Annotated in this window: 21 protein-coding genes, 1 tRNA gene and 1 pseudogene; 15 read left to right on the top strand and 8 right to left on the bottom strand. The window is 32.5% G+C overall.

Going from position 1 to position 24,199, the window contains the following annotated elements; all coding sequences use genetic code 11:
* The first annotated feature begins 4 nt into the window (after nt 1–4).
* From FNB79_RS04695 to FNB79_RS04675, 5 genes are all read left to right on the top strand, one after another.
* Complete coding sequence (locus tag FNB79_RS04695) at nt 5–493, top strand: hypothetical protein (RefSeq protein WP_143380203.1); 489 nt, start codon at nt 5–7, stop codon at nt 491–493.
* Between the two features lie 121 nt (nt 494–614).
* The gene (locus FNB79_RS04690; RefSeq protein ID WP_143380202.1) at nt 615–1,496 is read left to right on the top strand and encodes a LysR family transcriptional regulator; all 882 of its coding nucleotides are present in this window, start codon (nt 615–617) and stop codon (nt 1,494–1,496) included.
* 76 nt (nt 1,497–1,572) lie between these two features.
* Nucleotides 1,573–2,496: a YeiH family protein gene (locus FNB79_RS04685; protein WP_143380201.1), complete on the top strand. Its 924-nt coding sequence runs from the start codon at nt 1,573–1,575 to the stop codon at nt 2,494–2,496.
* Nucleotides 2,497–2,731: 235 nt separating this feature from the next.
* On the top strand, nt 2,732–3,130 hold the full coding sequence (locus FNB79_RS04680) for a hypothetical protein (RefSeq protein ID WP_143380200.1): 399 nt from the start codon (nt 2,732–2,734) through the stop codon (nt 3,128–3,130).
* A gap of 162 nt (nt 3,131–3,292) precedes the next feature.
* Complete coding sequence (locus tag FNB79_RS04675) at nt 3,293–5,521, top strand: TonB-dependent receptor (protein WP_143380199.1); 2,229 nt, start codon at nt 3,293–3,295, stop codon at nt 5,519–5,521.
* A gap of 763 nt (nt 5,522–6,284) precedes the next feature.
* Here the strand turns inward: FNB79_RS04675 and FNB79_RS04670 are convergent.
* Nucleotides 6,285–6,358: transfer RNA gene (locus FNB79_RS04670), tRNA-Asn, on the bottom strand.
* 77 nt (nt 6,359–6,435) lie between these two features.
* Nucleotides 6,436–7,782, bottom strand: a complete 1,347-nt coding sequence (gene rseP / locus FNB79_RS04665; RefSeq protein ID WP_143380198.1) for an RIP metalloprotease RseP — start codon at nt 7,780–7,782, stop codon at nt 6,436–6,438.
* A gap of 170 nt (nt 7,783–7,952) precedes the next feature.
* Between rseP and FNB79_RS04660 the strand changes: the two genes are divergently transcribed.
* From FNB79_RS04660 to FNB79_RS04645, 4 genes are all read left to right on the top strand, one after another.
* Nucleotides 7,953–8,627 (top strand): SCO family protein, encoded by a 675-nt coding sequence (locus tag FNB79_RS04660; RefSeq protein WP_143380197.1) that lies wholly within the window; start codon nt 7,953–7,955, stop codon nt 8,625–8,627.
* A 72-nt stretch (nt 8,628–8,699) separates the two neighbouring features.
* On the top strand, nt 8,700–8,936 hold the full coding sequence (locus FNB79_RS04655) for a FeoA family protein (RefSeq protein ID WP_143380196.1): 237 nt from the start codon (nt 8,700–8,702) through the stop codon (nt 8,934–8,936).
* Entirely contained in the window at nt 8,929–11,028 is a 2,100-nt protein-coding gene (gene feoB, locus FNB79_RS04650; protein WP_143380195.1) for a ferrous iron transport protein B, read from the top strand. Before FNB79_RS04655 ends, feoB (FNB79_RS04650) begins: the two co-directional genes overlap by 8 nt.
* A 45-nt stretch (nt 11,029–11,073) precedes the next feature.
* A complete protein-coding gene (locus FNB79_RS04645) occupies nt 11,074–11,217 on the top strand; it encodes a FeoB-associated Cys-rich membrane protein (RefSeq protein WP_143380194.1) in 144 nt (47 codons plus the stop codon).
* Between the two features lie 208 nt (nt 11,218–11,425).
* Here FNB79_RS04645 and feoB (FNB79_RS04640) read toward each other — a convergent pair.
* The 4 genes and pseudogenes from feoB (FNB79_RS04640) to FNB79_RS04625 all read right to left on the bottom strand — a co-directional run bounded on the left by feoB (FNB79_RS04640) (nt 11,426) and on the right by FNB79_RS04625 (nt 16,208).
* Nucleotides 11,426–13,621: pseudogene (gene feoB, locus FNB79_RS04640) on the bottom strand (ferrous iron transport protein B).
* Between the two features lie 3 nt (nt 13,622–13,624).
* The gene (locus tag FNB79_RS04635; RefSeq protein WP_143380193.1) at nt 13,625–14,647 is read right to left on the bottom strand and encodes a metal-dependent transcriptional regulator; all 1,023 of its coding nucleotides are present in this window, start codon (nt 14,645–14,647) and stop codon (nt 13,625–13,627) included.
* Between the two features lie 2 nt (nt 14,648–14,649).
* Entirely contained in the window at nt 14,650–15,303 is a 654-nt protein-coding gene (locus FNB79_RS04630) for a metal-dependent transcriptional regulator (RefSeq protein ID WP_143380192.1), read from the bottom strand.
* Between the two features lie 152 nt (nt 15,304–15,455).
* Nucleotides 15,456–16,208 (bottom strand): DnaJ domain-containing protein, encoded by a 753-nt coding sequence (locus tag FNB79_RS04625; protein WP_143380191.1) that lies wholly within the window; start codon nt 16,206–16,208, stop codon nt 15,456–15,458.
* Nucleotides 16,209–16,524: 316 nt separating this feature from the next.
* Between FNB79_RS04625 and FNB79_RS04620 the strand changes: the two genes are divergently transcribed.
* From FNB79_RS04620 to FNB79_RS04600, 5 genes are all read left to right on the top strand, one after another.
* Nucleotides 16,525–16,935 (top strand): BrxA/BrxB family bacilliredoxin, encoded by a 411-nt coding sequence (locus FNB79_RS04620; protein ID WP_143380190.1) that lies wholly within the window; start codon nt 16,525–16,527, stop codon nt 16,933–16,935.
* A 93-nt stretch (nt 16,936–17,028) separates the two neighbouring features.
* The gene (locus FNB79_RS04615) at nt 17,029–17,772 is read left to right on the top strand and encodes a lysophospholipid acyltransferase family protein (RefSeq protein WP_143380189.1); all 744 of its coding nucleotides are present in this window, start codon (nt 17,029–17,031) and stop codon (nt 17,770–17,772) included.
* 11 nt (nt 17,773–17,783) lie between these two features.
* Complete coding sequence (locus tag FNB79_RS04610; protein ID WP_143380188.1) at nt 17,784–18,770, top strand: acyl-ACP desaturase; 987 nt, start codon at nt 17,784–17,786, stop codon at nt 18,768–18,770.
* Nucleotides 18,771–18,842: 72 nt separating this feature from the next.
* Nucleotides 18,843–19,496 (top strand): HD domain-containing protein, encoded by a 654-nt coding sequence (locus tag FNB79_RS04605; protein WP_143380187.1) that lies wholly within the window; start codon nt 18,843–18,845, stop codon nt 19,494–19,496.
* 110 nt (nt 19,497–19,606) lie between these two features.
* The gene (locus FNB79_RS04600) at nt 19,607–19,909 is read left to right on the top strand and encodes an EF-hand domain-containing protein (RefSeq protein WP_143380186.1); all 303 of its coding nucleotides are present in this window, start codon (nt 19,607–19,609) and stop codon (nt 19,907–19,909) included.
* A gap of 80 nt (nt 19,910–19,989) precedes the next feature.
* Here the strand turns inward: FNB79_RS04600 and FNB79_RS04595 are convergent, their stop codons facing one another.
* Complete coding sequence (locus FNB79_RS04595; protein WP_143380185.1) at nt 19,990–20,859, bottom strand: helix-turn-helix transcriptional regulator; 870 nt, start codon at nt 20,857–20,859, stop codon at nt 19,990–19,992.
* A gap of 445 nt (nt 20,860–21,304) precedes the next feature.
* Here FNB79_RS04595 and FNB79_RS04590 point away from each other — a divergent pair, with 445 nt between their 5' ends.
* Nucleotides 21,305–22,147 carry an alpha/beta hydrolase family protein gene (locus FNB79_RS04590; RefSeq protein ID WP_143380184.1) on the top strand — a complete coding sequence of 281 codons (843 nt, stop codon included), beginning with the start codon at nt 21,305–21,307 and terminating at the stop codon, nt 22,145–22,147.
* Nucleotides 22,148–22,252: 105 nt separating this feature from the next.
* Here the strand turns inward: FNB79_RS04590 and FNB79_RS04585 are convergent, their stop codons facing one another.
* Nucleotides 22,253–24,190 (bottom strand): OmpA family protein, encoded by a 1,938-nt coding sequence (locus tag FNB79_RS04585; protein ID WP_143380183.1) that lies wholly within the window; start codon nt 24,188–24,190, stop codon nt 22,253–22,255.
* Nucleotides 24,191–24,199 lie beyond the last annotated feature (9 nt).

The raw sequence follows: 24,199 nt of genomic DNA, 5'->3' as shown, positions 1-24,199 counted from the left end.
ATTTATGAAACACATTATAACTATTATATGTTTAGCAATTACCTTTATGTCTTGTGAAGGAGACCAAGGGGTTCCTGGTGCAGATGGTTTAGATGGAGAAGTAGCTCCTGCCTTTGAAATTGAATTAGATTTTAACGCATCTAACAATTATGAAATCACTCAAAATTATGGCTTTAATATTGTAGAGTCGGATGTGGTTTTAGTATACATGTCTTGGGAAACCTCAAACGGAACAGAAATTTGGAGACTTGTGCCTCAAACACAGTTTTTTGACGATGGTGGCATACTAACTTATAATTACGATTTTACAGATGTTGACTTCAGAATTTTTTTAGAAGCCAATTTTGATCTTGGAACACTTGATAATGTATGGACACAAAACCAATATTTTAGGGTAGTTGTTGTTCCTGCAGATTATATTGGTGGCGTAGATATTGAAAATTATGACGATGTTATTAACGCTACAAACATACAAAGCTTTGAAACATTTTAAACAAAAAGCTTAAACAATTTAAAACACACTCAAAAATCGGTTTGGACACTTTCAAACCGATTTTGTTTTTTAACATTTACCTAGTAAAATTTATTACATTAATCTGTTTATCACTTAGTACATGAAAGTTAAATTTAAAATCTTTAAAGAAGTTGCTTCTCATTTAAGTTTTACAAAAGCTGCAGAAGTTTTACACCTCTCTCAACCAGCAGTTTCTAAAACCATTCGCACTTTAGAAGACACCTATAAAAAAACGTTCTTTATACGGTTAGGTAATACTATTGAATTAACCCCAGACGGACTCGACTTTTTAGAATATGTAGATAAAATTTTAGCGCTTCATACCGATTTAGACAACCATTTTCTTACTTTAGACCAAGACGAAAACAAACACATTAAATTTGGTGCTAGCACAACATTAGCCGATTACATACTTCCAAAAGTATTAGCCAAATCTCAAAAAAACACTCCAAATACCAACATCCAACTTATTAGTGGCAATACAGAGCATATAGAACAATTAATTACCAGTTTACAATTAGATTTTGGTATTATAGAAGGCAGTAGCCACAATAAACAATTACAATACGATAAATTTATAAAAGATGAAATTGTTTTAGTTACAAATGCCAATAACCCTAAATTTAAAACAGATGTATTACAATTAAATGATCTAAAAACCTTACCCATGGTAGAACGTGAGTACGGATCTGGAACACGCGAAATTATTTATAAAAAATTACACGAATACGGCATTAAAAACCTGAACTCTAATGTTACATTAAATAGTACGATTGCTATTAAAAATTATCTCTATCATTCTAAAAGTTACGCGTTACTTTCCATTCACTCTGTTAGTGACGATTTATTAAATAATAAACTAAAAGTGATAGACATTCAGAATTTTAATTTTGAACGCTGGTTTTATTTTGTATCTAGACAGGGTTATCAATCTAAAACCAAAGATTTTTTTGAAAAACTCATCACACTTAATTATAACTAAAAGTTATTACACATAACTTTTATTGTCGCATTTTAATTATAGACTCATTGTATCTTTGTTTAAAATTTTAAGGACAATGAGAATTCTTTTATCTAAAATATATTTTTTCACTGTAATCGCATTAGCTTTATCAGGTTATATCTCTAGCCCAATAGCACTTACATTAGGCTTTGTGTTCACATTATTTTTTAAACATCCATTTTTAGAAAAAAGCCAAAAAAGCATTCATTTCTTACTAAAAATTGCAGTTGTAGGTTTAGGCTTCGGCATGGCTTTAGTTGAAACTATAAAAACTAGCATTTCTAGTTTTGGCCTTACACTGTTCTGTGTTATTTTAACAGTTAGTTTTGGTTTATTGTTATCGCGTTATCTAAAATTAGACAAAACTTTAGGACATTTAATAACGTCTGGAACCTCAATTTGTGGCGGTAGTGCAATTGCTGCTATTTCTCCAATAATTAAAGCCGATACAAAAACTATTACTATGGCTTTAGGTGTAGTTTTCTTTTTAAATGCAGTTGCCTTAATTGTATTTCCATACTTCGGGCATCTTATTGGGTTAAATCAGCATCAATTTGGTTTATGGTGTGCTGTTGCTATTCACGATACCAGCTCTGTAGTTGGAGCGGCACTTAGCTACGGAGAAGAAGCCTTAAACATAGCCACAACCGTAAAACTCTCAAGAACATTATGGATAATACCAATGTCTATTGTATCTATGTTATTATTTAAAAATAGCGGACAGAAAATAAAATTTCCGCTCTTTATAGCATTATTTATTGCTGCCATTTTTGTGCACAGTGCAAACCTATTACCAGAACCCATTACACATACATTTGTTACTATATCTAAACATTTACTTGTAGTTACTTTATTTTTAGTAGGTACCACAATGTCTATTTCAGATCTTAAAACTACAGGTTGGAAACCTATAATTTTTGCAACAACACTTTGGATATTTGTATCTGTAATATCATTATTTTACATCTTATATTTTTAAATTTAAAATTAGTATTACACTGAGATTAAGCATGTTTTATTTCAGTTAAAAAGAATATCATATTGTTCTCACAAAACAAAGTGTTTAGGTAATAAAATATCTGTATTTTCGCTTTTTATATAAGACTTTTTTTTTGAAAATACTGTCAAGCATAAAATCCCTACTTTTTAAATGCGTCATTATTGCTATAGCGATATGTTATATGATTTCGCCTTTAAAACATACGGTTTTCGAAATGCTTCACACAATATCGCACTATGTTGGAGACCAACTTCAAAATTACAATAAAATTAATGCAACAAGTACAGCAATACATTCGCATAATGCATTAGGTCATCATACACACACGCATTCACATTCTAGCCATCACCATTCACATAACAACTCAGTAAGTACGAATCACTCCCACCAAATACTTACTTTTTTTAATAGTCTTTTTTCATTATCTGAAGAACAAAAAGCACAACACAAATCCATTTTTAAAACAGATATAGATAAACACGTATTAACTTCTTCATTTAATTTTAAAGGGCTTGTATTTAATAATTATACAACGCCTAAATGGTTTACGTATTTACCGCATTATAATATACATTTAGAGACACAGTCTCCTCCTCCACGACCTATTTCATAACATTTTTTTTTTAGTCTTTGTAAAACCCGATGTAGATGTTTTTCGTAAGTATACGTAAACCGTCTAAAATCAGGCAGTATTTTATGCTTAAAAGTACCGATACATTGACAACCATTACATTTTAATTCCTTATAACAAGGACAACACATAATTATGAAATAAATGAAACATTATTTAACAGCATGTACATTGCTACTTACCAGTTTAATATATGCCCAGCAAATCACTGGGTATATTGTGAGTAGCGAAAATAAGCCCGTAGAAGAAGTTAGTATATTTAATAAAACTACAGAAACACATACACATTCTACACAAACAGGCGCGTTTACGCTAAGTAAAACCAATATTAACGACACTTTATACATATCGCGCTTGGGTTACGAGCCTAAAACAATTCGCATTACAGCATCAGACATACAGAAACCCATAACAATTGCCTTAACAGCGGCAAACATTTCTTTAGATCAGGTTATGCTAGTTGCAGAACTAGATGCTTTAAGCAAATTTGTGAATATTGATGTCCAAAAAGATCCAGTTAAATCATCTCAAGAGATTTTAAGAAAAGTTCCTGGACTTATTATAGGTCAGCATGCAGGTGGAGGAAAAGCAGAACAGATTTTTTTAAGAGGTTTCGATATTGATCATGGTACAGACATTAACCTTACTGTAGATGGGCTACCTGTTAATATGGTATCGCATGCACACGGTCAAGGCTATTCAGACTTACACTTTGTAATTCCTGAAACTATCGATAATATTAATTTTGGCAAAGGACCTTATTACGCAGACAAAGGTAACTTTACCACTGCTGGTTATGTTAATCTAGGCTTAAAAAAGACTTTAGACAACAATTATGTATCTGTTGAAGCGGGACAATTTAACACCAACCGCATTATGGGTATGTTTAACGTTTTAAATAATGATAAGAGCAATGCGTATATCGCTTCAGAGCTATCATTAACAGATGGCCCGTTCGATTCCCCTCAAAACTTTAGTCGTTTTAATGTTTTAGGACGTTATAATTACAAATTAGCAGGCGATCAAGAATTAACTTTTACAGCTTCACATTTTCAGAGTAAATGGGATGCTTCAGGACAAATTCCTCAACGTGCCGTAGACAACGGAAGTATTGACAGGTTTGGATCTATTGATGACACAGAAGGTGGAGAAACCAGCCGTACTAACCTTTTAATTAATCATGTAAAAGTCATAGACGATAACCAATCATTTAAAACATCTGCATATGTTTCTCAATATAATTTTGAGCTATATTCTAACTTTACTTTTTTCTTAGACGACCCAGTTAACGGCGATCAAATTAAACAATTTGAAAACCGAGTAACTACAGGAGCTAACACCGTTTACGAACATAGAAATATTGAATTAGGAGCGCATACTTTATTTAAATATCAGGCAGGAATAGGTTTTAGATATGACAATGTAGATGATGTAGAATTATCTCATACATTAAATAGAAAAACAGTTTTAGAATACAAATCGTTAGGCGATGTAGATGAGGTTAACACCTATGCCTTTTTAAATACTGAATTTAAAACAGGAAAATGGAAGTTTAATCCCTCTGCGAGATTAGATTATTTTAAATTTCAATATGAAGATCAGCTTTCCGAAACGTATAGCGACGAAGCCGAAACAAAAGTGCGTGTAAGTCCAAAATTAAACACAATTTATTCTTTGAATAAGAATACTCAATTATTCTTAAAAGCAGGAATGGGCTTTCACTCTAACGACACCCGAGTTGTAATTGCTAATAACGGAGAATCTATACTTCCTGCAGCATATGGAGCAGATTTAGGAACCATTTTTAAGCCAACTAATCGCTTAGCTATAAATGCAAGTTTATGGTACTTATTTTTAGAACAAGAATTTGTATATGTTGGTGATGCTGCTATTGTTGAACCTAGCGGAAAAACAGAACGTTTAGGGATAGATTTTGGAGCAAGATATCAAGCACTAGATTGGCTATATCTTTTTGCTGATATAAATTACTCCCACGGAAGAAGTATAGACGATCCAGATGGCGAAAATTATATCCCACTAGCTCCAGACTTTACCTCTGTAGGTGGGCTATCTATAGAAAACCTTGGACGTTTTTCTGGAGGTATTAACTACAGATATGTAGATGACAGACCCGCAAATGAAGATAATTCTATAGTTGCTGAAGGTTATTTTGTAAGCGACCTTAATATTAATTACACTTGGAAAAACTGGACATATAGTATAATTATTGAAAACCTATTTGACACCGAATGGAATGAAACTCAATTTGCAACAGAAAGCAGATTATTTGACGAACCAGAATCTGTTGAAGAAATTCACTTTACACCAGGAACACCTTTTTACATTCGTGGTAAAATAGCATTAACATTTTAATTGTTAATCTTATTAAAACTGATAAAAAAGGCTACCTAAAAAAGGTAGCCTTTTTGTTTAAAAATAATTACTGACCGAAAAATATTTTTCTGCCCAATAATAGCTTATTTAGGACCTTAGGAGGCCGACTTACTAAAAACACACAATAGTCTTTAAAAGGCATTTATTTCTAGCTTAAAGCACCTATTCAATAAATAAAAAAAACCTTCAGCCCAATACCATTAAACTGAAGGTTAAAAGAAATAATAATCAAAAAATTTGCCAGTTAATTTTCCAGGCTAATAGATTCCTAAAAAACACACTTCAAAATTACAACCTAAATCTTGTTTAATATATGATGTTTGTCAGGTTATCATTTTTTTATTGAATTTCTTTAAAAATTTTTATTCACATCATTTAAATTTATAATTGTATTAATATAGGTTGCTAATCTAAGACATCAACTATCCCTAAGTCTATTAAAACTTGCTTAAAAAACAGAATCTGGCATTACTACAGTTCGACTAAAAAATAACAACACACAAGACTACTATTATCTTAACCTCTAAATATTACTCCACAAGTAAATCCAATCTAAGAGAAGTATATGCGAGCACAATAATATATATTATTTCATACTAGATGCATCAACTAAAATGGGGTAATGTAACAATATCGTGAAGCACATAATTTAACTAAACTATTGTGATCTATACGTAGGACCGTAAGTGATTATAACGCATAAAAAAAGCCTTACATTTCTGTAAGGCTTTTTGCTAGCTTGCTCCCCCTCTTGGGCTCGAACCAAGGACCCTTTGATTAACAGTCAAATGCTCTAACCAACTGAGCTAAGGAGGAGTGTTTTGCTTTTGCGAGTGCAAATATAGAGCTTTATATCAATTACACAAAACTTTTTTAAAGTTTTTTTTATTTTTTTATTTAAACAGGGCTTTAAAAATGTCGTTTCCGTTCGCAAACAGCACTAAAGCAATAAGTAAGAAGAATCCAACCATTTGTGCATATTCTAAAAATTTATCGCTTGGCTTACGTCCAGAGATCATTTCGTATAGTAAAAACATAACATGTCCACCATCTAAAGCTGGAATAGGTAATAAATTTAATACACCTAACATTACCGATAAAAAGGCTGTAATACCCCAAAATTGTTGCCAACTCCAAGAGCTAGGAAAAATATCAAAAATAGCCTTAAAACCACCTACACCTTTATACGCACCAGTATTTGGATTAAAAATCATACCCAGTTGAGCCCAATACCCTACAATTTGATCTTTAAACTCTACAGCTCCAACTCCAATACTTTCTCCTAAACTATAGGTTTTAGTTACAATATCATAATAACCTAAAGCCTTAAGTGTTTCTGCACTAGCAGTTGGGTAATATGCAATTCCAAATTTACCCTCGTCGCTAACTTTAAGTTCTCGAGTAAGAGTTTTATTATCTCTTAAAACATCTACTTGAACAGTGTGTCCTTTTGAAGCTTCTAAAATCGGTTCAAATTCATCAAAGTATTTCAATTTTATATTGTTAACTCCTGTAATAATATCGCCTTGCTTTAAATCAACGCTTTTATTTGCAGAGGAGTCTGGAACCTGAGCTACAACAAATGGCATACGTAATTCAAAAAAGGTTCTATCTTCACTAGTGCTTAATTGTCCTAAGAAATCTTCTGGAGTAGTAAGTGTTTTTTCTTCTCCATTACGTTCAATAGTAATTGTTTTCGCTTCAATTAATTTTGATCTCATATTAGAATATCCTGTAACAGGATCTCCATTAATAGCAATAACATTATCACCCGTTTGTGCCCCCATATTTTTAAGTATAGGATTTGTAACCAAGTAACCATCTTTAATACTGCTTGTAGCAATATCTGTTTCTCCATACACAAAAGCCATAACTATGTAAATAAGTGCAGCAAGAATAAAGTTTACCGTTACACCACCAAGCATTATAATTAAACGCTGCCAAGCCGGTTTACTTCTAAACTCCCATGGCTGTGGTGGTAAAGCCATTTGTTCTTTGTCCATACTCTCATCTATCATACCAGATATTTTTACATACCCTCCAAGCGGTAACCATCCTATACCATAGACGGTATCTCCTATTTTCTTTTTAAACAAAGAAAACTTAACATCGAAAAACAAATAAAATTTTTCAACACGTGTTTTAAATAGTTTTGCGGGAATAAAGTGCCCCAACTCGTGCAAAACAATAAGTAAAGAAAGGCTTAATAAAAATTGAGAAATCTTAATTAGAAACTCCATGTAGTATAAACAGTTATATTTTAACGCGCAAAAATACATTTTTTAAAGTGGTAAAAAAACTTTAACACCTTTTACCCTTCTTTTTTTAACATGCATTTAGTATTAAAAGGGTTTCATTAAACTTAATTTTACTTGTATTTTTGTGCAATTCACGATATATATTAAAAAACATGTTATCCTATTTTAAAGCTTACAGGTATTTCGCCATTGTTTTTGCGATTATATCTATGATTATTATTGCTATAATTTACAATATTTTAGACATTGAAAAACCTCTTCCTATTTATCAACCAGCACAGATAGACCAAGAACTTGTAGATAGTACACTTTTTGATGTTAGAAAATATCATAAAATTGCAGATTTTAGCCTCATAAATCAAAATGGAGACACCATTACACAAGACGATTATAAAGATAAAATTTATGTAGCCGATTTCTTTTTTACAACCTGCCAAACAATCTGCCCGATCATGACAGACCATATGGTAAAAATTCAAAAAGAAACTATTAATGATGACGACATTAAGCTCCTTTCCCATTCTGTAACTCCACAAATTGATACCGTTGCACAATTAAAACGCTACGCGTTAAGAAAAGGGGTTAATGATGCCAAGTGGAATTTAGTTACAGGCGATAAAAAACAGATTTATGACTTGGCAAGAAAAAGCTATATGGCAGTAAAAACTTTTGGCAATGGCGATGAGTATGATATGATACATACCGAAAATTTTATGTTAATAGATAAGAAAAAACAAATTAGAGGCTATTATGATGGTACAGATCCCGAAGCAATTGAGCAATTACTAGAAGATATTAAAACCTTAAAAAGAGAATATAAAAAGTAGTTTTTGTGTTAATTTTTTTTTAGCATCACTTTTTACCTTACTTTTGCTTCTTTAAAATCAATCTAAATAAGTTTGCAGACAACTTTAGCTCATTTAAAACGTGGAGAAATAGCTGTAATTACAGATGTTTCATCTATAGAGATTCCATTAAAATTATTAGAAATGGGTTGCCTTCCAGGCAATCAGGTAGAATTGGTACAAATCGCACCATTTAAAGACCCCATTTACCTCAATATTAATGGATCACATCTGGCGATAAGAAAAGACACTGCTAATCATATTTTAATTGAAAAATTATCGCATGAGTAAACAAATCAATGTTGCTTTAATAGGAAATCCAAACACGGGAAAAACATCGGTGTTTAATGCTTTAACTGGATTGCATCAAAAGGTAGGAAATTACCCTGGGATAACAGTTGAAAAAAAAGAAGGAATTTGTAAACTTCCTCGTGGTGTTAAAGCCCATATAATAGATCTCCCTGGTACTTATAGTTTAAATGCATCTTCGTTAGATGAAAATGTTGTTATAGAACTCTTACTTAATAAAAAAGGAAAAGACTTTCCTGATATTGCTATTGTTGTTAGTGATGTAGAAAACTTAAAACGAAATTTACTTCTATTTACTCAAATTAAAGATTTAGAAATCCCAACCATACTTGTTATTAATATGGCAGACCGTATGTCTCGTCGTGGAATTTCTTTAGACATCCCCTTTTTAGAAGCTGAGCTAAAAACAAAAATAGCTGTAGTTAGTACCAGAAAAAATGAAGGGATAGATAAAATAAAAGATCTTATAGCAAATTACAGAGAGCAATCTACAACACCTTGTTTAAACGCCTCAGAAATTGATAAACCGTATTTTGATCGCTTACAAAAAGTATTTCCTAACCAATTACTTTACAAATTATGGTTGGTAATTACCCAAGATGCAAATTTTGGAAAAACAGACCGTAATGAATTTGAAGCAGTTGCAGATTTTAAAATAAAAAGTAAAACAGATTTAAAACGTTTACAGCAAAAAGAAACCATAAAACGGTATCAGTTTATAAATAACACCCTTAAAAAAGGACAAACCATAGATCCTGCTAAAGCTAAAGATTTAAGAAGCAAGTTAGATCGTATTTTAACACACAAAGTTTGGGGGTATCTTATATTTTTATTCATTTTATTAATGATTTTCCAAGCCATTTACGATTGGTCAAGCATACCGATGGATTTTATAGATTCGTCTTTTGCAGCCTTAAGTGAATGGGTTAAAAATGAACTTCCTTCTGGTGCTTTTACTAATTTATTGGCAGAAGGTATTATTCCTGGTTTGGGTGGTGTAGTAATTTTTATACCACAAATTGCTTTTCTATTCTTATTTATTTCTATTCTTGAAGAAAGCGGATATATGAGCAGAGTGGTTTTTTTAATGGATCGTATTATGAGACGCTTTGGATTAAGCGGAAAAAGTGTGGTGCCTTTAATTTCTGGTACAGCATGTGCGATTCCTGCAGTAATGGCCACTAGAAACATAGAAAGCTGGAAAGAACGATTAATAACGATATTGGTTACCCCATTTACAACATGTTCTGCCCGCCTTCCTGTGTATCTTATTATAATTTCGTTGGTTATTCCAGATGGAAACTTTTTAGGTTTAAGCTACCAAGCCCTTACTTTAATGCTTTTATATTTATTAGGATTTGCTACAGCTATTATAGCTGCTTACATTTTAGATCGTATAATGAAACTTAAAAGCAAGACTTTTTTTGTGGTTGAAATGCCAAATTACAAATTACCATTATTTAAAAATGTGGCTTTAACGGTACTTGAAAAAACAAAATCTTTTGTATTTGGAGCTGGTAAAATTATACTTGCCATCTCTATTATTTTATGGTTTTTAGCATCTTATGGACCAGGCGAACATTTTAATGAAGCGGAAGCGATTATTACAGAAAAATATGCTGCTGAAAACTTATCTCAAGACGATTTAGATCACAAAATAGACTCTTATAAACTCGAGCATTCTTACATTGGTATTGCAGGTCATGCTATAGAACCAGCAATTAGACCTTTAGGTTACGATTGGAAAATAGGAATTGCCATAGTAAGCTCTTTTGCAGCTCGCGAAGTTTTTGTTGGTACATTAGCAACTATTTATAGTGTAGGAAATGATGAAGAAGAAACCATAAAAAACCGAATGGCAGGCGAAGTAAATCCAATTTTAGGTGGCCCACTATTTAACTTCGCATCCGGAATATCGCTACTTTTATTTTATGCATTTGCCATGCAATGTATGAGTACTTTAGCGATAGTAAAACGCGAAACTAACAGTTGGAAATGGCCTACATTACAATTGGTTTTCATGACAGGCCTTGCATACATTACAGCATTAATTGCCTTTCAGGTTTTAAAGTAAGTAAATATTATTGAAAGTTATAGCACCAAAAACGACTATTACATTATGAATACAATCATACAAAATATATTAGTTTTTGCAGCTTTAGGCGTAGCCGTTGCCTTCCTGATTAAAAAATTCTTCTGGAAGAAAAATAACAGCAAGAAAAAGGCATGTGGCTCTGATGGTAATAACTGTGGCTGTTCATAAAAAAATCACACTCAATACAAATAAATAAGGTTGAAAATTCTTGAATTTTCAACCTTATTTATCTTAATTACAAGATGTAATAGAATCGCCTAAATCTTACACTCTCTTTTTTATACTAAACCTCAAATTTAATCTACTTATAAGAGCGTTTTGTTATCTGCTATGCTTTATTTTAATAAGCCGACTATATTTTTAAAATAAAAAAACATTAAAAGATTAATCTCCATATTTGTGCTACCAAAAAGCAAACTATAAAACCTAAAATAATTGGCATTATAGATGCAACCGCAGTCCATTTTGCACTATTTGTTTCCTTATATATTGTATAAATTGTTGTACTACATGGGTTATGTAATAAACTAAAAAGCATCAAATTTATAGCCGTTAATAAAGTCCAACCTCCCGCTCTTAAAATATCTCCAGTAGCATGCATTGAATCTAACTCAAACATCACACCTGCTCCAGCACCACCACCTATACCTGTTACCATTACAGTAAGCATTAATATGGTTGGAATCACAATTTCATTTGCAGGGATCGCAACAATATAAGCTAATAAAATTACACCATTTAATCCTAACAAAAAGCCAAATCCGTCCATCCCATTAATTAACCAAGCTGCAATAGTTTCATCTCCCAAATAAATATTAGAAATTAACCAAATTACGGCTCCTGCTGGTGCAGCAAAGACAATAGCACGCCATAATACAATTAATGTTCTATCTATTAAAGACGTGTAAATTGTTTTCCAAAAACGTGGCGGACGATAAGGTGGTAACTCTAAATTAAATGTAGAGACCTCGCCTTTTAAAACCGTTTTAGACAATGCCCAAGAGACCCCAAACATAAAAGCCATTCCCAATACAGCAATACCAATTACAGCCAACAAGGATGCTATACTAGATAACGATTGTGGCACAACTGCACCTATAAATATGGTTGCAATTAATATTTGCGTAGGCCATCGCCCATTACATAAAGAAAAATTGTTTGTAATAATAGCTATTAATCGTTCTCGTGGACTATCAATAATACGGGTAGCGACTACACCTGCAGCATTACAGCCAAAACCCATACTCATTGTTAAAGCTTGCTTACCATGTGCTCCAGATTTATTAAATAAAGAATCTAAATTAAATGCTACACGTGGTAAATAACCAAAATCTTCTAAAAGTGTAAACATCGGGAAAAAGATAGCCATAGGTGGTAACATTACCGCAATAACCCAAGCTACCGCCAAATACACACCATCTATTAAAAACCCAGATAACCACCAAGGCATTTGTAGACCTTCGGCTCCACTTTTTAAAATGGGATGTATGGTATCCAAAAGTAAGCTAGCCAATAAAGACGATGGATAATTTGCTCCAACAATAGTAAGCCATAACACTGTGCCCAGAATTAAAAACATGATAGGAAATCCCCAAGTTTTACTGGTAACTATTTTATCTATTTTAGAATCTAATCGAAACCGTTTTTCGCCATCTTTAGTTTTAACCGAATCCTTTACAATATCTGCAGCATCTGCATAAATACTCTCGGTGAGATTATCGTGAAACTCATCTCCAATTTGCCAACGTAATTCGTTAGAGAGCTCGATAATGCGATGTATATTATTCTCTTTCATAAGACTGAAAATTTAAAGAAATTCTCCTGTTTTTAAAGCTTCTATAATTTGCTTATCCCCTTCTAATAATCTAAATGCAATCCAACGACTATTCGGGATATTAGGAAACTCTTTTTCTATTTCGGCTGTTAATTTCTTAACAGCAAGTTCTATATTTTGTGGCACATTTTTTATACGATGTGGTTTACATACAATCTTACCACTTGCTATTTCACTAATCGTTTGAATTAATTCTGGAATGCCTCTGTTAAATCTAGCACTCGTAGGCACTACCGGAATTCCTAAATCTCGCGACAAAGTTCTTACATCGATTTCTACTTTATTACGCTCTGCTTCATCCATTAAATTTAAACACAATACGGCTTTATCTGTAATCTCTAAGATTTGAAGCACTAAATTTAAATTGCGTTCTAATCGATTAGCATCGGCTACAATAACGGTAACATCTGGTTTCCCAAAAAGTATAAAATCTCTAGCAGTTTCTTCATCTTCAGAGGTAGAGAGTAAAGAATACGTACCAGGTAAATCTACGAGTTTGTATTTTTTTGTATTATATTCAAAACCGCCTTCTGCACGTGTAACTGTTTTCCCTGGCCAATTTCCAGTATGTTGTTTTAATCCTGTTAAGGCATTAAATACCGTACTTTTCCCCGTATTGGGATTTCCAGCAAGTGCAATAACAAAATCAAAATTATCGGTATGTATACCCAGTTTCTTTAAACCTTCTTTATTATATAGTGCACAAGTTTCGCAGGCATTTTTTACATTTGTTTCCATAATTTAATCTTTTTGTATTAAGATTTTAGAAGCCTGATCGTGACGTAATGCGATAGATGTCCCTTTAATTAAATAGGCATTAGGATTTCCCAACGGATTTAAAAGATCAATACTAACAGTAGCACCTTTTACAAAGCCAAGGTCTAGCAAGCGTCTTCTACTTTCCCCTCTATTTTCTCTTGAAATTCCTAAAATTTTTGCAGTTTCGTTTGCTTTTAAACTAGATAAACGCGCTACATTTTCTTCTATTTCAACCTCTTTTTCTATTAATGCAACAGTTAAATTTGCAGCAACTATAGGTGCTAATTTAAACTCTTCACCTTCAGACTCAAATACAATTCGCGTGGCATTATTCTCTATAACTTTAAGTATAGACCCCATATAAATATGCTCGGCCAGAATTTGCTTATATATAATTTCGGGTTCATCTTCTATATGGGTTATTCTACCTACAGACCCCACTGGTAAAAGCGGCAATTCTACACCATGAACATCTGCCATTTCTCCAGTTGTTGTGGGAATGGGATCGCCATGTGGATCGAATTTTGGGTGACCTAAATGCGCTGCTAATTCTTCGGTTTCATCATGACTTAAACGGTGTTCCATAGACTCGGCCCTATCGTGCCATTCTTTCTTATGTATCCCTGTTTTATCTGCTAAATAACGCTCCCAAAGCCTGTGTACTCTTACAATTCTAAGGGCATAATTACGCCCTTCATCAGTTAATCTTAATACATCTGACTCTGAATAAATTAAATCATTTATAGTCATGTTTTTTACAACCTCAACAATACTTGAGTGCTTGTAATCCAACACTTGAACTAAGGTTTTCATATCTACTTTATTTTTTGAATCTTCAAAATGATAAAGTTGTTTTAAAATATCTTCTGTAATAACTTTTTCACTCGTTTTAACCAGTTTCCGCAAACTCCAAAACCACCCTTTAACAGGTCTAAATACTATATATAATAGTGTAATAACTATAAAAAATATAATAAGTGCAGATAAAGGGTTATAGTGTTCCATAATTACAATCTTAAATATAAATTCTTAGCTACTTCGTTAGAGATGATAAGCGTTTGAGTAGCTGTTTCTATAGTTAAAGATTTATCGAAAGGCTCAAAATCTATAACCTTTATTTTATCTCCTAATGCCAAATTGTTTTTGTTTAAATATTTTAAAAACGCATCAGATGAATTTTTTACTAAAGCTAAAATTCCGGTTTCACCTTTATTAATCTCTAGAATATTTACACTTTTAATTGGTGCATAATTACCGTCTTTATCTGGGATAGGATCACCATGAGGATCATGAGTGGGACATCCCAAAAAGGCATCTAATTCGTTTACTAACTTTAAAGATTTTATATGTTCTAATTGCTCTGCAACGTCGTGAACTTCATCCCAAGTGAAATTTAGTTTTTCTACTAAAAACACTTCCCAAAGTCTATGCTTTCTAATCACTAAAGCCGCAATTAAGCGTCCTTGCTCTGTTAACGTTACGCCTTGATACTTAACATAATTTGCTAAGTTTTTATCCGCTAACTTTTTAACCATATCGGTAACAGATGATGCTTTAGCTTCAATTTTTTCGGCAATTGCGTTGGTGCTTACCGCAACCGAACCTTGTTTACCCAAATGATAGATTGCCTTTAAATAATTTTCTTCAGATAATGTGACCACTAAATTTGTATTTATTACAAAGATACACAATTTACTTGAATGCAAATATATTTTTAGGTAAGACTAAAATTGAAATTAAAACAAATACACTATAACCTTAAATACCCTCTACAGAATATAAATACAAACCTTGCAGTAAGTTAAGATTTTTATTAAATAAAACCGCGCTCTTTTTGTAATTGATCGTAAGCCTCTTGTACTTGTCTAAATTTTTCTTCGGCGCCTTTTTGATGTTCATCTCCCAAGTGAAGTACTTTGTCTGGATGATATTTTTTAGCCATTTTTCGATAGGCTTTTTTGATCTCGTCGTTAGTGGCAGATTTATCGATTTCAAGAATTTTATAGGCATTATCGCTACTGTTGTAAAACATGGCTTTGATACTTTCAAAATCTATAGCTCGAATACCTAAATAATTAGAAATGGTATAAATTGTATCGACTTCTACTTGACTTACATTACCATCAGCTTTTGCAATTCCGAATAAAAAATGAAGCAATTGAAGTCGAGATGGATGGTCCATCATTTGACGAATTTGTAAACACACGTCGCGAACAGGAATGTTTTGCTGCTGACTTATTTTTTTAAATAATTTAAAGGCATGATTTGCACGTTCTTTACCGTACATCCCAACAAATTGAGCACGAACAAAATCTAATTCGCGTTTATCGCTAATCCCATCTGCCTTTATTACAATAGCTGCAAGTATTAATAAACTAACTTCGAAATCGCCCGATTGTGTTCGGGTTTGGGTTGCCGAAGTGTATGGACTTTGTCCTGTACTTACTTTAATACCTCCGTTAGTAAACCCATCGACCACACTTCCTAACGCGAATCCTAATATTGCACCTATTGGTCCACCAAAAGACCAACCTAATGTAGCTCCTAACCATTTTGAAATACTCATACTCATAATTTTGTTCATGCAAATATACTATTTGTAGTTTTAAGAGTAACCATTAAAACCTGTTTGCTTTTAACTGATATAGGTGCCTTATCTATTAAAGTTTATGGTATTTAGAAATTTGCGTTAGGGATAGCAGCGGCATCCTTTTTGTTTGCAAACAAAAAGATATAGCGTATAGCCCGACCTTGCCTAAGCAAGGGAACACCCAAATTAATTGTAATAGCTAGACTTGTTTAGGTTACGTTAAAGTCCTGATTGTTTCTGTATTTTATTATGTATATTTGCCCTTTATATAATAAACAAAAAATTTAAAAATATGTATCCAGCAGATTTAGTAAAACCAATGCGCGAAGATTTAACCAAAGTTGGTTTTGAAGAATTACACACTGCCGAGGCTGTAGATGCAGCTTTAGCAAAGAAAGGTACAACTTTAGTGGTTGTAAATTCGGTTTGTGGTTGTGCTGCAGCAAATGCACGTCCAGGAGCTAGCATGAGCATACAAAACGATAAAAAACCAGACCATTTAGTAACTGTTTTTGCAGGTGTAGATAAAGAAGCCGTAGACGCTGCGAGAGGATATATGATTCCTTTTCCGCCAAGCTCACCTTCTATTGCATTATTTAAAGATGGAGAATTGGTACATATGTTAGAGCGTCACCACATTGAAGGACGTCCTGCAGAAATGATTGCAGACAATCTTAAAGATGCTTTTAACCAAGTGTGTTAAGACATTTTTTTGTAAAAAATATAAACCACGCTATTGGCGTGGTTTTTTTATATCTTATTTTTGCTTAAACTGAAAATTTCCAAAACCTAATTCATGAAACTATTAGCGTATCCCTTAACTGTCTTATATGCTTTTGCTTTTTTATTAACCATTTGTATTTTTCACCCAATGTTATGGATTAGCCATCGTGTGTTTGGATACAATGCATTGCAACATAGCGTAAATGTTTTACAGTTTTTTTTATTACGCTGCTTAAATATTTTAGGCACACGTTTTAAATACATTAATAAATTTGATAACGAAATCCCTAAAGACGCGCCTTTAATTATAGTATCTAACCACCAAAGCATGTACGACATTTCCCCAATACTTTGGTATATGAGACAATACCACCCTAAATTTATTAGTAAAATAGAATTAGGTAAAGGGATACCTAGTGTATCTTATAATTTACGCCATGGTGGCGCCGCTTTAATTGACAGAAAAAATCCGAGACAATCTATTCGTGCCATAAACGAATTTTCTGAATTTATAAACGAAAAAAAATACGCTGCTGTTATTTTTCCTGAAGGCACACGAAGTAAAGATGGCACACCAAAACCATTTCAACGTCGTGGTTTGCTAACCTTAATGAAAAATATACCCAATGCAACAGTGGTTCCTTTAACCATAAATAACTCATGGAAAACGTTAAAATATGGTAAATTTCCTATGGGTTTAGGTGCTCAGATTATATTAACTGTTCATAAACCCATAAATTTATCTACCTTTACAGAGACTACAGACACTTTAATTGACCAGATTGAACACACTGTAACACAAAGTATAAACCATTAAAACTTAACATTATGTCATTAAAAAATGTAAGGTTAGAAGTGATGCAGTTTTTAGAAAAAGACGTAGACGCTTTAATAGAAAAATATTTAATACCCACAGAAACCATATGGCAACCAACAGATTTTTTACCAAATTCTGAAGGCCCAAATTTTTTTGAAGAAGTAAAAGAAATTAGAGAACTGGCTAAAGACTTACCTTACGATTTTTGGGTTGTTTTAGTTGGAGATATGATTACTGAAGAAGCTTTGCCTACTTACGAGTCCTGGTTAATGGATGTAGAAGGGGTTGGACAAGTAGAACGTAACGGATGGTCTAAATGGGTACGCCACTGGACCGCCGAAGAAAACAGACACGGCGATGTGCTTAACAAATATCTTTACCTTTCTGGACGTGTGAATATGCGCGAAATTGAAAAAACCACACAGTACTTAATTTCTGATGGTTTTGATATTGGTACAGACCGCGACCCCTATAAAAACTTTGTATACACCAGCTTCCAAGAACTTGCTACTTACATTTCTCACAACCGTGTTGCAAAATTAGCTAAAGAGCGCGGCAATAAACAATTAAGCAAAATGTGCCGTATTATTTCTGGTGACGAAATGAGACACCACAATGCTTATAGCGAGTTTGTAGAACGTATTTTTAAAGTAGATCCAAGCCAAATGATGATGGCGTTTCACTATATGATGAAACAAAAAATTACCATGCCGGCACACTTTTTAAGAGAATCTGGCGGACAAATAAGTACGGCATTCGAAGAATTTTCGAACACAGCACAACGTATTGGTGTGTACACCTCTATGGACTATATTGACATCCTACAAAAATTACTGAAACGTTGGGAAATTGAAAAAATTTCTGGACTAACAGACGAAGCTGAAAAAGCTAGAGATTACCTCATTAAACTTCCAGCACGAATGACCCGTATTGCAGAACGCATGAAAGTACCAAACAATTCTTTTGAATTTAAATGGGTAGAGCCAGCAAAATTATAAAGCTGAATTTAAAATATTTTTATCTTAAAAAATTCCTTTCTGTCTCAGTTAGGAATTTTTACTTTTATAGCTATGACAAAAGCAGAACAAATACAAACTACAATTAATTTTGTAAAAGACAAATTACGCGGTGCAGAAGGCGGACATGATTGGTTTCATATAGAACGTGTATACAAAAACTCTAAACTTATAGCCAAAACGGAACAGGTAGACCTTTTTATTGTTGAATTAGGTGCACTACTACACGATATTGCAGATAGTAAATTTCACAACGGCGATGAAACTGTTGGCCCTAAAGTAGCCACGGCATTTTTAAGAACAATTAATGTTACTGAAGAGGTAATACAACATGTTATTAATATAATTGAAAACATCTCTTATAAAGGCGGAAATTTTGAGGCAACATTTTCTTCTCCCGAACTCGCTGTGGTGCAAGATGCAGATAGACTAGATGCTATTGGAGCCATTGGTATTGCAAGGACTTTTAATTATGGTGGTTTTAAAAACAGAGAACTCTATAATCCAGACATCGCTCCAAATTTAAATATGACTAAAGCGGAATATAAAGCATCCACTGCACCTACAATTAATCATTTTTACGAAAAGCTTCTACTTCTTAAAGATAAAATGAACACAGATACAGGGAAACGTATTGCTGCACAACGCCACGATTATATGGTTAGTTTTTTAGATCAGTTTTATGCAGAATGGCAAGGCGAACGATAACACTTTAAAATTTCAATCTTGTAAAGCGAAAAAATATTTAATTTCAGTTTAAACTTTATTAATTAACTACTGTCTTATATCATATATAATAACCACTAAAACCTTTACTCATGAAATTAAAAACAATCACATTTGCAGCTACAGCTGTAGCATTATTTGCCTTTTCATTTACTTCGCTAGCACAAGACAAAAAAGAGAGACCTGATCCAGAAAAAATGTTAGAGATGATGGACACAGACAAGAATGAAACAATTTCGTTAGACGAATTTAAAGCGACTAAAAGAAGAAAAGAAATGTCTACAGAAGAATTAGAAAAGCAATTTACTATGATGGATACAGACGCTAATGGAGAACTTACCCTAGAAGAGTTTAAAGCGAGAAGAAAGGAAAAAAAAGGCAAGAAAGACATGTAAATTTGTTGTCCTTATAAACACATAAAACCCTCAAATTTAATTAAAATTTGAGGGTTTTATATATCTAAGTAAAACTGAACTTATTGTATTATACGTGTCATTTCACTTCTATATTTAGAAGCACTTGTTCCTGTTATTTCGTTAAAGAATTTATTAAAATGAGAAAAATTATTAAACCCACATTCAAAACAAATATCTGTAATACTCATCTCACTTTCTTGTAATAATTTAGTTGCATGCACCACACGATATTCATTTACTAATTTTGTAAATGTTTTACCAGTTGCTTTTTTAAAGAATCTACAAAATGCAGGCACCGTCATATTGGCTTGATCTGCAATTTCTTCTAAGCTAATATGATTCTGAAAATTATTATTAATATATCTAAAAATAACATCTACTTTTGCACTGTCTTGAGGTTCCGTTTCAAAAGCTACACCATCTACATTTAAAAGACTATAGTGTTCAGACATGGCTAAATCGTTTAAAATTTCTAATAATTTTAAAACACGATTAAATCCTTGAAATTCTATTAGAGCTTCAATTTTAGGACCAACAACTAATTTTGTTTCTGGTTTAAATAATATACCTTTTTTTGCACGCTCAAAAAGCATAGCGATACGTTCTACTTCAGGAAGCGTAAGAAATGTATCTCCTAAAAAATTAGGCAAAAACTGTACAATAGTTTCCGAGCCCCGTGCAGTTAACCGATCCGCAAATCCGTTATGAGGTAAATTAGAACCTATAAGTATAAGCTGGCTATTATTAAAGTACGATAAGTGATTTCCTATGTGTCTTTTTCCCTGTCCTTTATTTACGTAAACCAACTCTATTTCCGGATGAAAATGCCAAAAAGCCTTACTCTTGTGGGCTTCTTGCGTATGCTGCCTTACCACCAACGAGCTTCCAAAACTTGGTGTTACCTTTTCGTAAGTTGGTTTTAATTTCATTAGACTTTCACTTTTATATAGCAAAAATACAAAATGTATATGGTATAGCATGTGTATTATTAACCCTAATATGTGTTATTTTACCATAACAAAAGGTTAACAATTTATTTACAGTTAATATAGCACACATAATAGCCAATATAGATGTTTTCAAGATTATATAAGTCTCCTATTTTTGTTCTTATAATTCTATTACTCTAATTACTTAATTAGAGATTACTTAAAAAGTAATTATTGTTAACGTGAAAAACCGTTAAACATAAAAAATATAGTTTTAATTTTAAATAGATAGTTAGTTAAACTATGTCAATTAGTTAGTTTGTTTGTAAGAGTGGGACTGGTTATCTCACTCTTTTTTTGTGCTTTTTTTTGGCTAAATATATTTTTAAGCCATGATAATGGTTTAACTTTATAGCACCTAGTTTAAAACATACTTCTTAATGTTATGAAACGTATAGCAAACACTCTTATTCCAGGATTACACAATAAACCTATTGTTACAGATATATATTTTACAGTTAATAATACGCCAAAACCCATACTCATATTTTGTCATGGCTATAAAGGTTATAAAGATTGGGGAGCCTGGAATATAATGGCAGAAAGGTTTGCTAAAGCAGGTTTTTTCTTTATTAAATTTAATTTCTCGCACAATGGCGGTACAGCAGAACAACCTATTGACTTTCCTGACTTAAATGCCTTTGGACTAAATAATTATTCTATAGAGTTAGACGATTTGCAAATGGTAATAGATTGGATTATCAATAACAAGACATTTACTACAGAAGCAGATACAAGTAACCTTAACTTGATGGGCCACAGTAGAGGCGGCGGAATTGTGACTATTAAAGCAGAAGAAGATTCCCGAATTACACGAGTAATTAGTTTAGCCGGTGTAAGCGATTACGCAGCTAGAATGTCTAGCGGAGAGGCCTTAGAGCAATGGAAAACAGAAGGTGTTGAATATGTAATTAATGGCAGAACTAAACAGAGCATGCCACATTATTATCAGTTTTTTGAAGATTTTAAAGCTAACGAAGAACGATTAACTATAAAACGTGCAGCAACGCATTTAAAAATTCCTCAATTAATAATTCATGGAGATGCAGATACTAGTGTTAGTATTAACGAAGCCTATAATTTACACCATTGGAACCCTAATAGCGAATTAAAAATTATTAAGGATGCTAACCATGTTTTCAATACTTCTCACCCATGGACAACAAACGAAATTCCAAAACATTTACAAGAGGTAATCACGACTGTTACTGAATTTATAAAAAAATAAACCCTCTTTTTTAGTGCTATTAATCTATTCAAAATATAAGAAGAAGTTATGCTATTAATCTATCCAAATATATAAGATAATCTAAAAAAAGAGGGTTCTTAAATATTATTTAATAATAAACTCACTACGTCTATTATCCTCATGTTCTTCTGCTGTACAATCGACACCGTTTGAACATTTATTGACCAATTGAGTTTCCCCTAGTCCTATTGCGGTTAATCTAATTGGGTCTATATTTTTACTCACTAAATAGTCTAATGTAGATTGTGCACGTCTAGCAGACAGTTTCATATTGTACGCATCGCTTCCACGACTGTCTGTATGCGATCTTATTTCTAATTTTAAATTTGGATATTGGTTTAGTGCTTCTAGAATTTTTTGCAATTCAACTTCTGCATCTGCTCTAATATTAGACTTATCGTAATCAAAATAAATAATAGGAATGTTAAGTACTTCTGCAAGATTCATACCCGGATTAAGATCTGCTATATTGGGTTGTAACTCAAAATTAATTTCTTGATGGTCTACTTGTGTTTGTATTAAACGTTCATCGGTATCATAACGATCTTGCTCTGATTTTATAAAATAAGATTGAAATTTCTTGGTTTCAATTTCATAAAATCCATTCGCATCGGTTTTAACACCTTGTAAGACCAATCCATCAGGATTTCTTAAACTTACGGTTGCACCTTCAATAGGCTGCTTAGTTTTCCTATCTGTTACGTAACCACTTATATCAGAAAAAAAGACATCTTTAATAGGTGCTTTTTGCTTAAACGTATAAATATTATCGTACACAAATTCCCCTTCTCTTGTAGAACGATTAGAGCTTATAAAACCTCTATTATTGTGTAAATCTATACCAAAAGCAAAATCATCTGCATTGGAGTTTAAAGGCTCTCCTACATTTAATAAATTCCCATAATGATCATCTATAATTTTAACATAAAAAATATCTAAACCACCTAAACCAAAATGTCCATCTGAGGAAAAATAAAGTTCGTTAAGCCTAGTAATAAATGGAAATGTCTCTTTTCCTGCAGTATTAATTTCTGGCCCCAAGTTTACAGGTTCTCCTACTACACCTTGTTTACTTAAAGCAGACACGTAAATATCTGAACTTCCATATCCACCAGGTCTATCTGATGAGAAATATAATTTTGTTCCATCTGAATTTAATGCAGGATGTGCTGTAGAAAAATCGTCACTATTAATAGAAAGCTCTTCTGCTTCTTGCCATTTGTTATTTATTTTAACAGACTTATATATTTTTAATTTATATTCACCTGTATCATCATCCAGATTCTGGTTACTTCTGGTAAAAAACATTGTTTTGTTATCTGGCGTAAAAATTGGTGAAGATTCATGAAATTTACTATTCAGTTTACCTTTTAACATTTTAGGACTACCTTTTGCTTGATTTACAGAATCTAACTGAAGTTTATACAATGACAGAAAACTAAGACCATCCCATGCACTTTTTTTATTTAAAATGGCTTTGGAGTCTTTTGTAGATGCAAAAAACAATGTGTCACCTATTTTTTCATAACCAAAACTTATTTTATTCTTATTATAAATGCCCCGAATTGGGTCTAAATCGTATCTCCCAGAATTTTGTTTAATTAATGCTAAATAATCCTCTGCTAATAACGACGACTCTTTATAGTGACTATCTTGCACAAAAAGATCGTAAAATTTCATGGCTTTGCCCTTTTTCCCAATGGCTTTTAATGCTTGAGAATACCTTAGATAAATGATGTTTTCATTTGGTTTATCAACCATATCAAACAATTTATCGTACCACTTTACTGCTTGATCGTATTGTGCATTAAAATAATAACTGTTTGCTAATTTGGCATATAGCTCTTCTGATTTATACCCTTTTTCTGCAACAGATAAATATATTTTTTGAGCATTTACAAAGTTTAACGTTTCATAATTCTGGCTCGCTTGAACTAATTTTTTTTCTTGTCCGTAAGTAGTTGTTATAACTACCAACATTAATAAAAACCAGAGGACACTATATTTGCATATTTTTTTCATAGCTGAATT

Source organism: Formosa sediminum, assembly GCF_007197735.1.
Lineage (GTDB): Bacteria > Bacteroidota > Bacteroidia > Flavobacteriales > Flavobacteriaceae > Formosa > Formosa sediminum.
This window is presented reverse-complemented; position numbering and strand designations above follow the sequence as displayed.

Excerpts from the sequence above, each read along its gene's own strand:
- FNB79_RS04695 (WP_143380203.1), top strand. The coding sequence starts at position 5 with ATGAAACACATTATAACTATTATATGTTTAGCAATTACCTTTATGTCT.
- FNB79_RS04690 (WP_143380202.1), top strand. The coding sequence starts at position 615 with ATGAAAGTTAAATTTAAAATCTTTAAAGAAGTTGCTTCTCATTTAAGT.
- FNB79_RS04685 (WP_143380201.1), top strand. The coding sequence starts at position 1,573 with ATGAGAATTCTTTTATCTAAAATATATTTTTTCACTGTAATCGCATTA.
- FNB79_RS04680 (WP_143380200.1), top strand. The coding sequence starts at position 2,732 with ATGCTTCACACAATATCGCACTATGTTGGAGACCAACTTCAAAATTAC.
- FNB79_RS04675 (WP_143380199.1), top strand. The coding sequence starts at position 3,293 with ATGAAACATTATTTAACAGCATGTACATTGCTACTTACCAGTTTAATA.
- rseP (WP_143380198.1), bottom strand. The coding sequence starts at position 7,782 with ATGGAGTTTCTAATTAAGATTTCTCAATTTTTATTAAGCCTTTCTTTA.
- FNB79_RS04660 (WP_143380197.1), top strand. The coding sequence starts at position 7,953 with ATGTTATCCTATTTTAAAGCTTACAGGTATTTCGCCATTGTTTTTGCG.
- feoB (WP_143380195.1), top strand. The coding sequence starts at position 8,929 with ATGAGTAAACAAATCAATGTTGCTTTAATAGGAAATCCAAACACGGGA.
- FNB79_RS04645 (WP_143380194.1), top strand. The coding sequence starts at position 11,074 with ATGAATACAATCATACAAAATATATTAGTTTTTGCAGCTTTAGGCGTA.
- FNB79_RS04635 (WP_143380193.1), bottom strand. The coding sequence starts at position 14,647 with ATGGAACACTATAACCCTTTATCTGCACTTATTATATTTTTTATAGTT.
- FNB79_RS04625 (WP_143380191.1), bottom strand. The coding sequence starts at position 16,208 with ATGAGTATTTCAAAATGGTTAGGAGCTACATTAGGTTGGTCTTTTGGT.
- FNB79_RS04620 (WP_143380190.1), top strand. The coding sequence starts at position 16,525 with ATGTATCCAGCAGATTTAGTAAAACCAATGCGCGAAGATTTAACCAAA.
- FNB79_RS04615 (WP_143380189.1), top strand. The coding sequence starts at position 17,029 with ATGAAACTATTAGCGTATCCCTTAACTGTCTTATATGCTTTTGCTTTT.
- FNB79_RS04610 (WP_143380188.1), top strand. The coding sequence starts at position 17,784 with ATGTCATTAAAAAATGTAAGGTTAGAAGTGATGCAGTTTTTAGAAAAA.
- FNB79_RS04605 (WP_143380187.1), top strand. The coding sequence starts at position 18,843 with ATGACAAAAGCAGAACAAATACAAACTACAATTAATTTTGTAAAAGAC.
- FNB79_RS04600 (WP_143380186.1), top strand. The coding sequence starts at position 19,607 with ATGAAATTAAAAACAATCACATTTGCAGCTACAGCTGTAGCATTATTT.
- FNB79_RS04595 (WP_143380185.1), bottom strand. The coding sequence starts at position 20,859 with ATGAAATTAAAACCAACTTACGAAAAGGTAACACCAAGTTTTGGAAGC.
- FNB79_RS04590 (WP_143380184.1), top strand. The coding sequence starts at position 21,305 with ATGAAACGTATAGCAAACACTCTTATTCCAGGATTACACAATAAACCT.
- FNB79_RS04585 (WP_143380183.1), bottom strand. The coding sequence starts at position 24,190 with ATGAAAAAAATATGCAAATATAGTGTCCTCTGGTTTTTATTAATGTTG.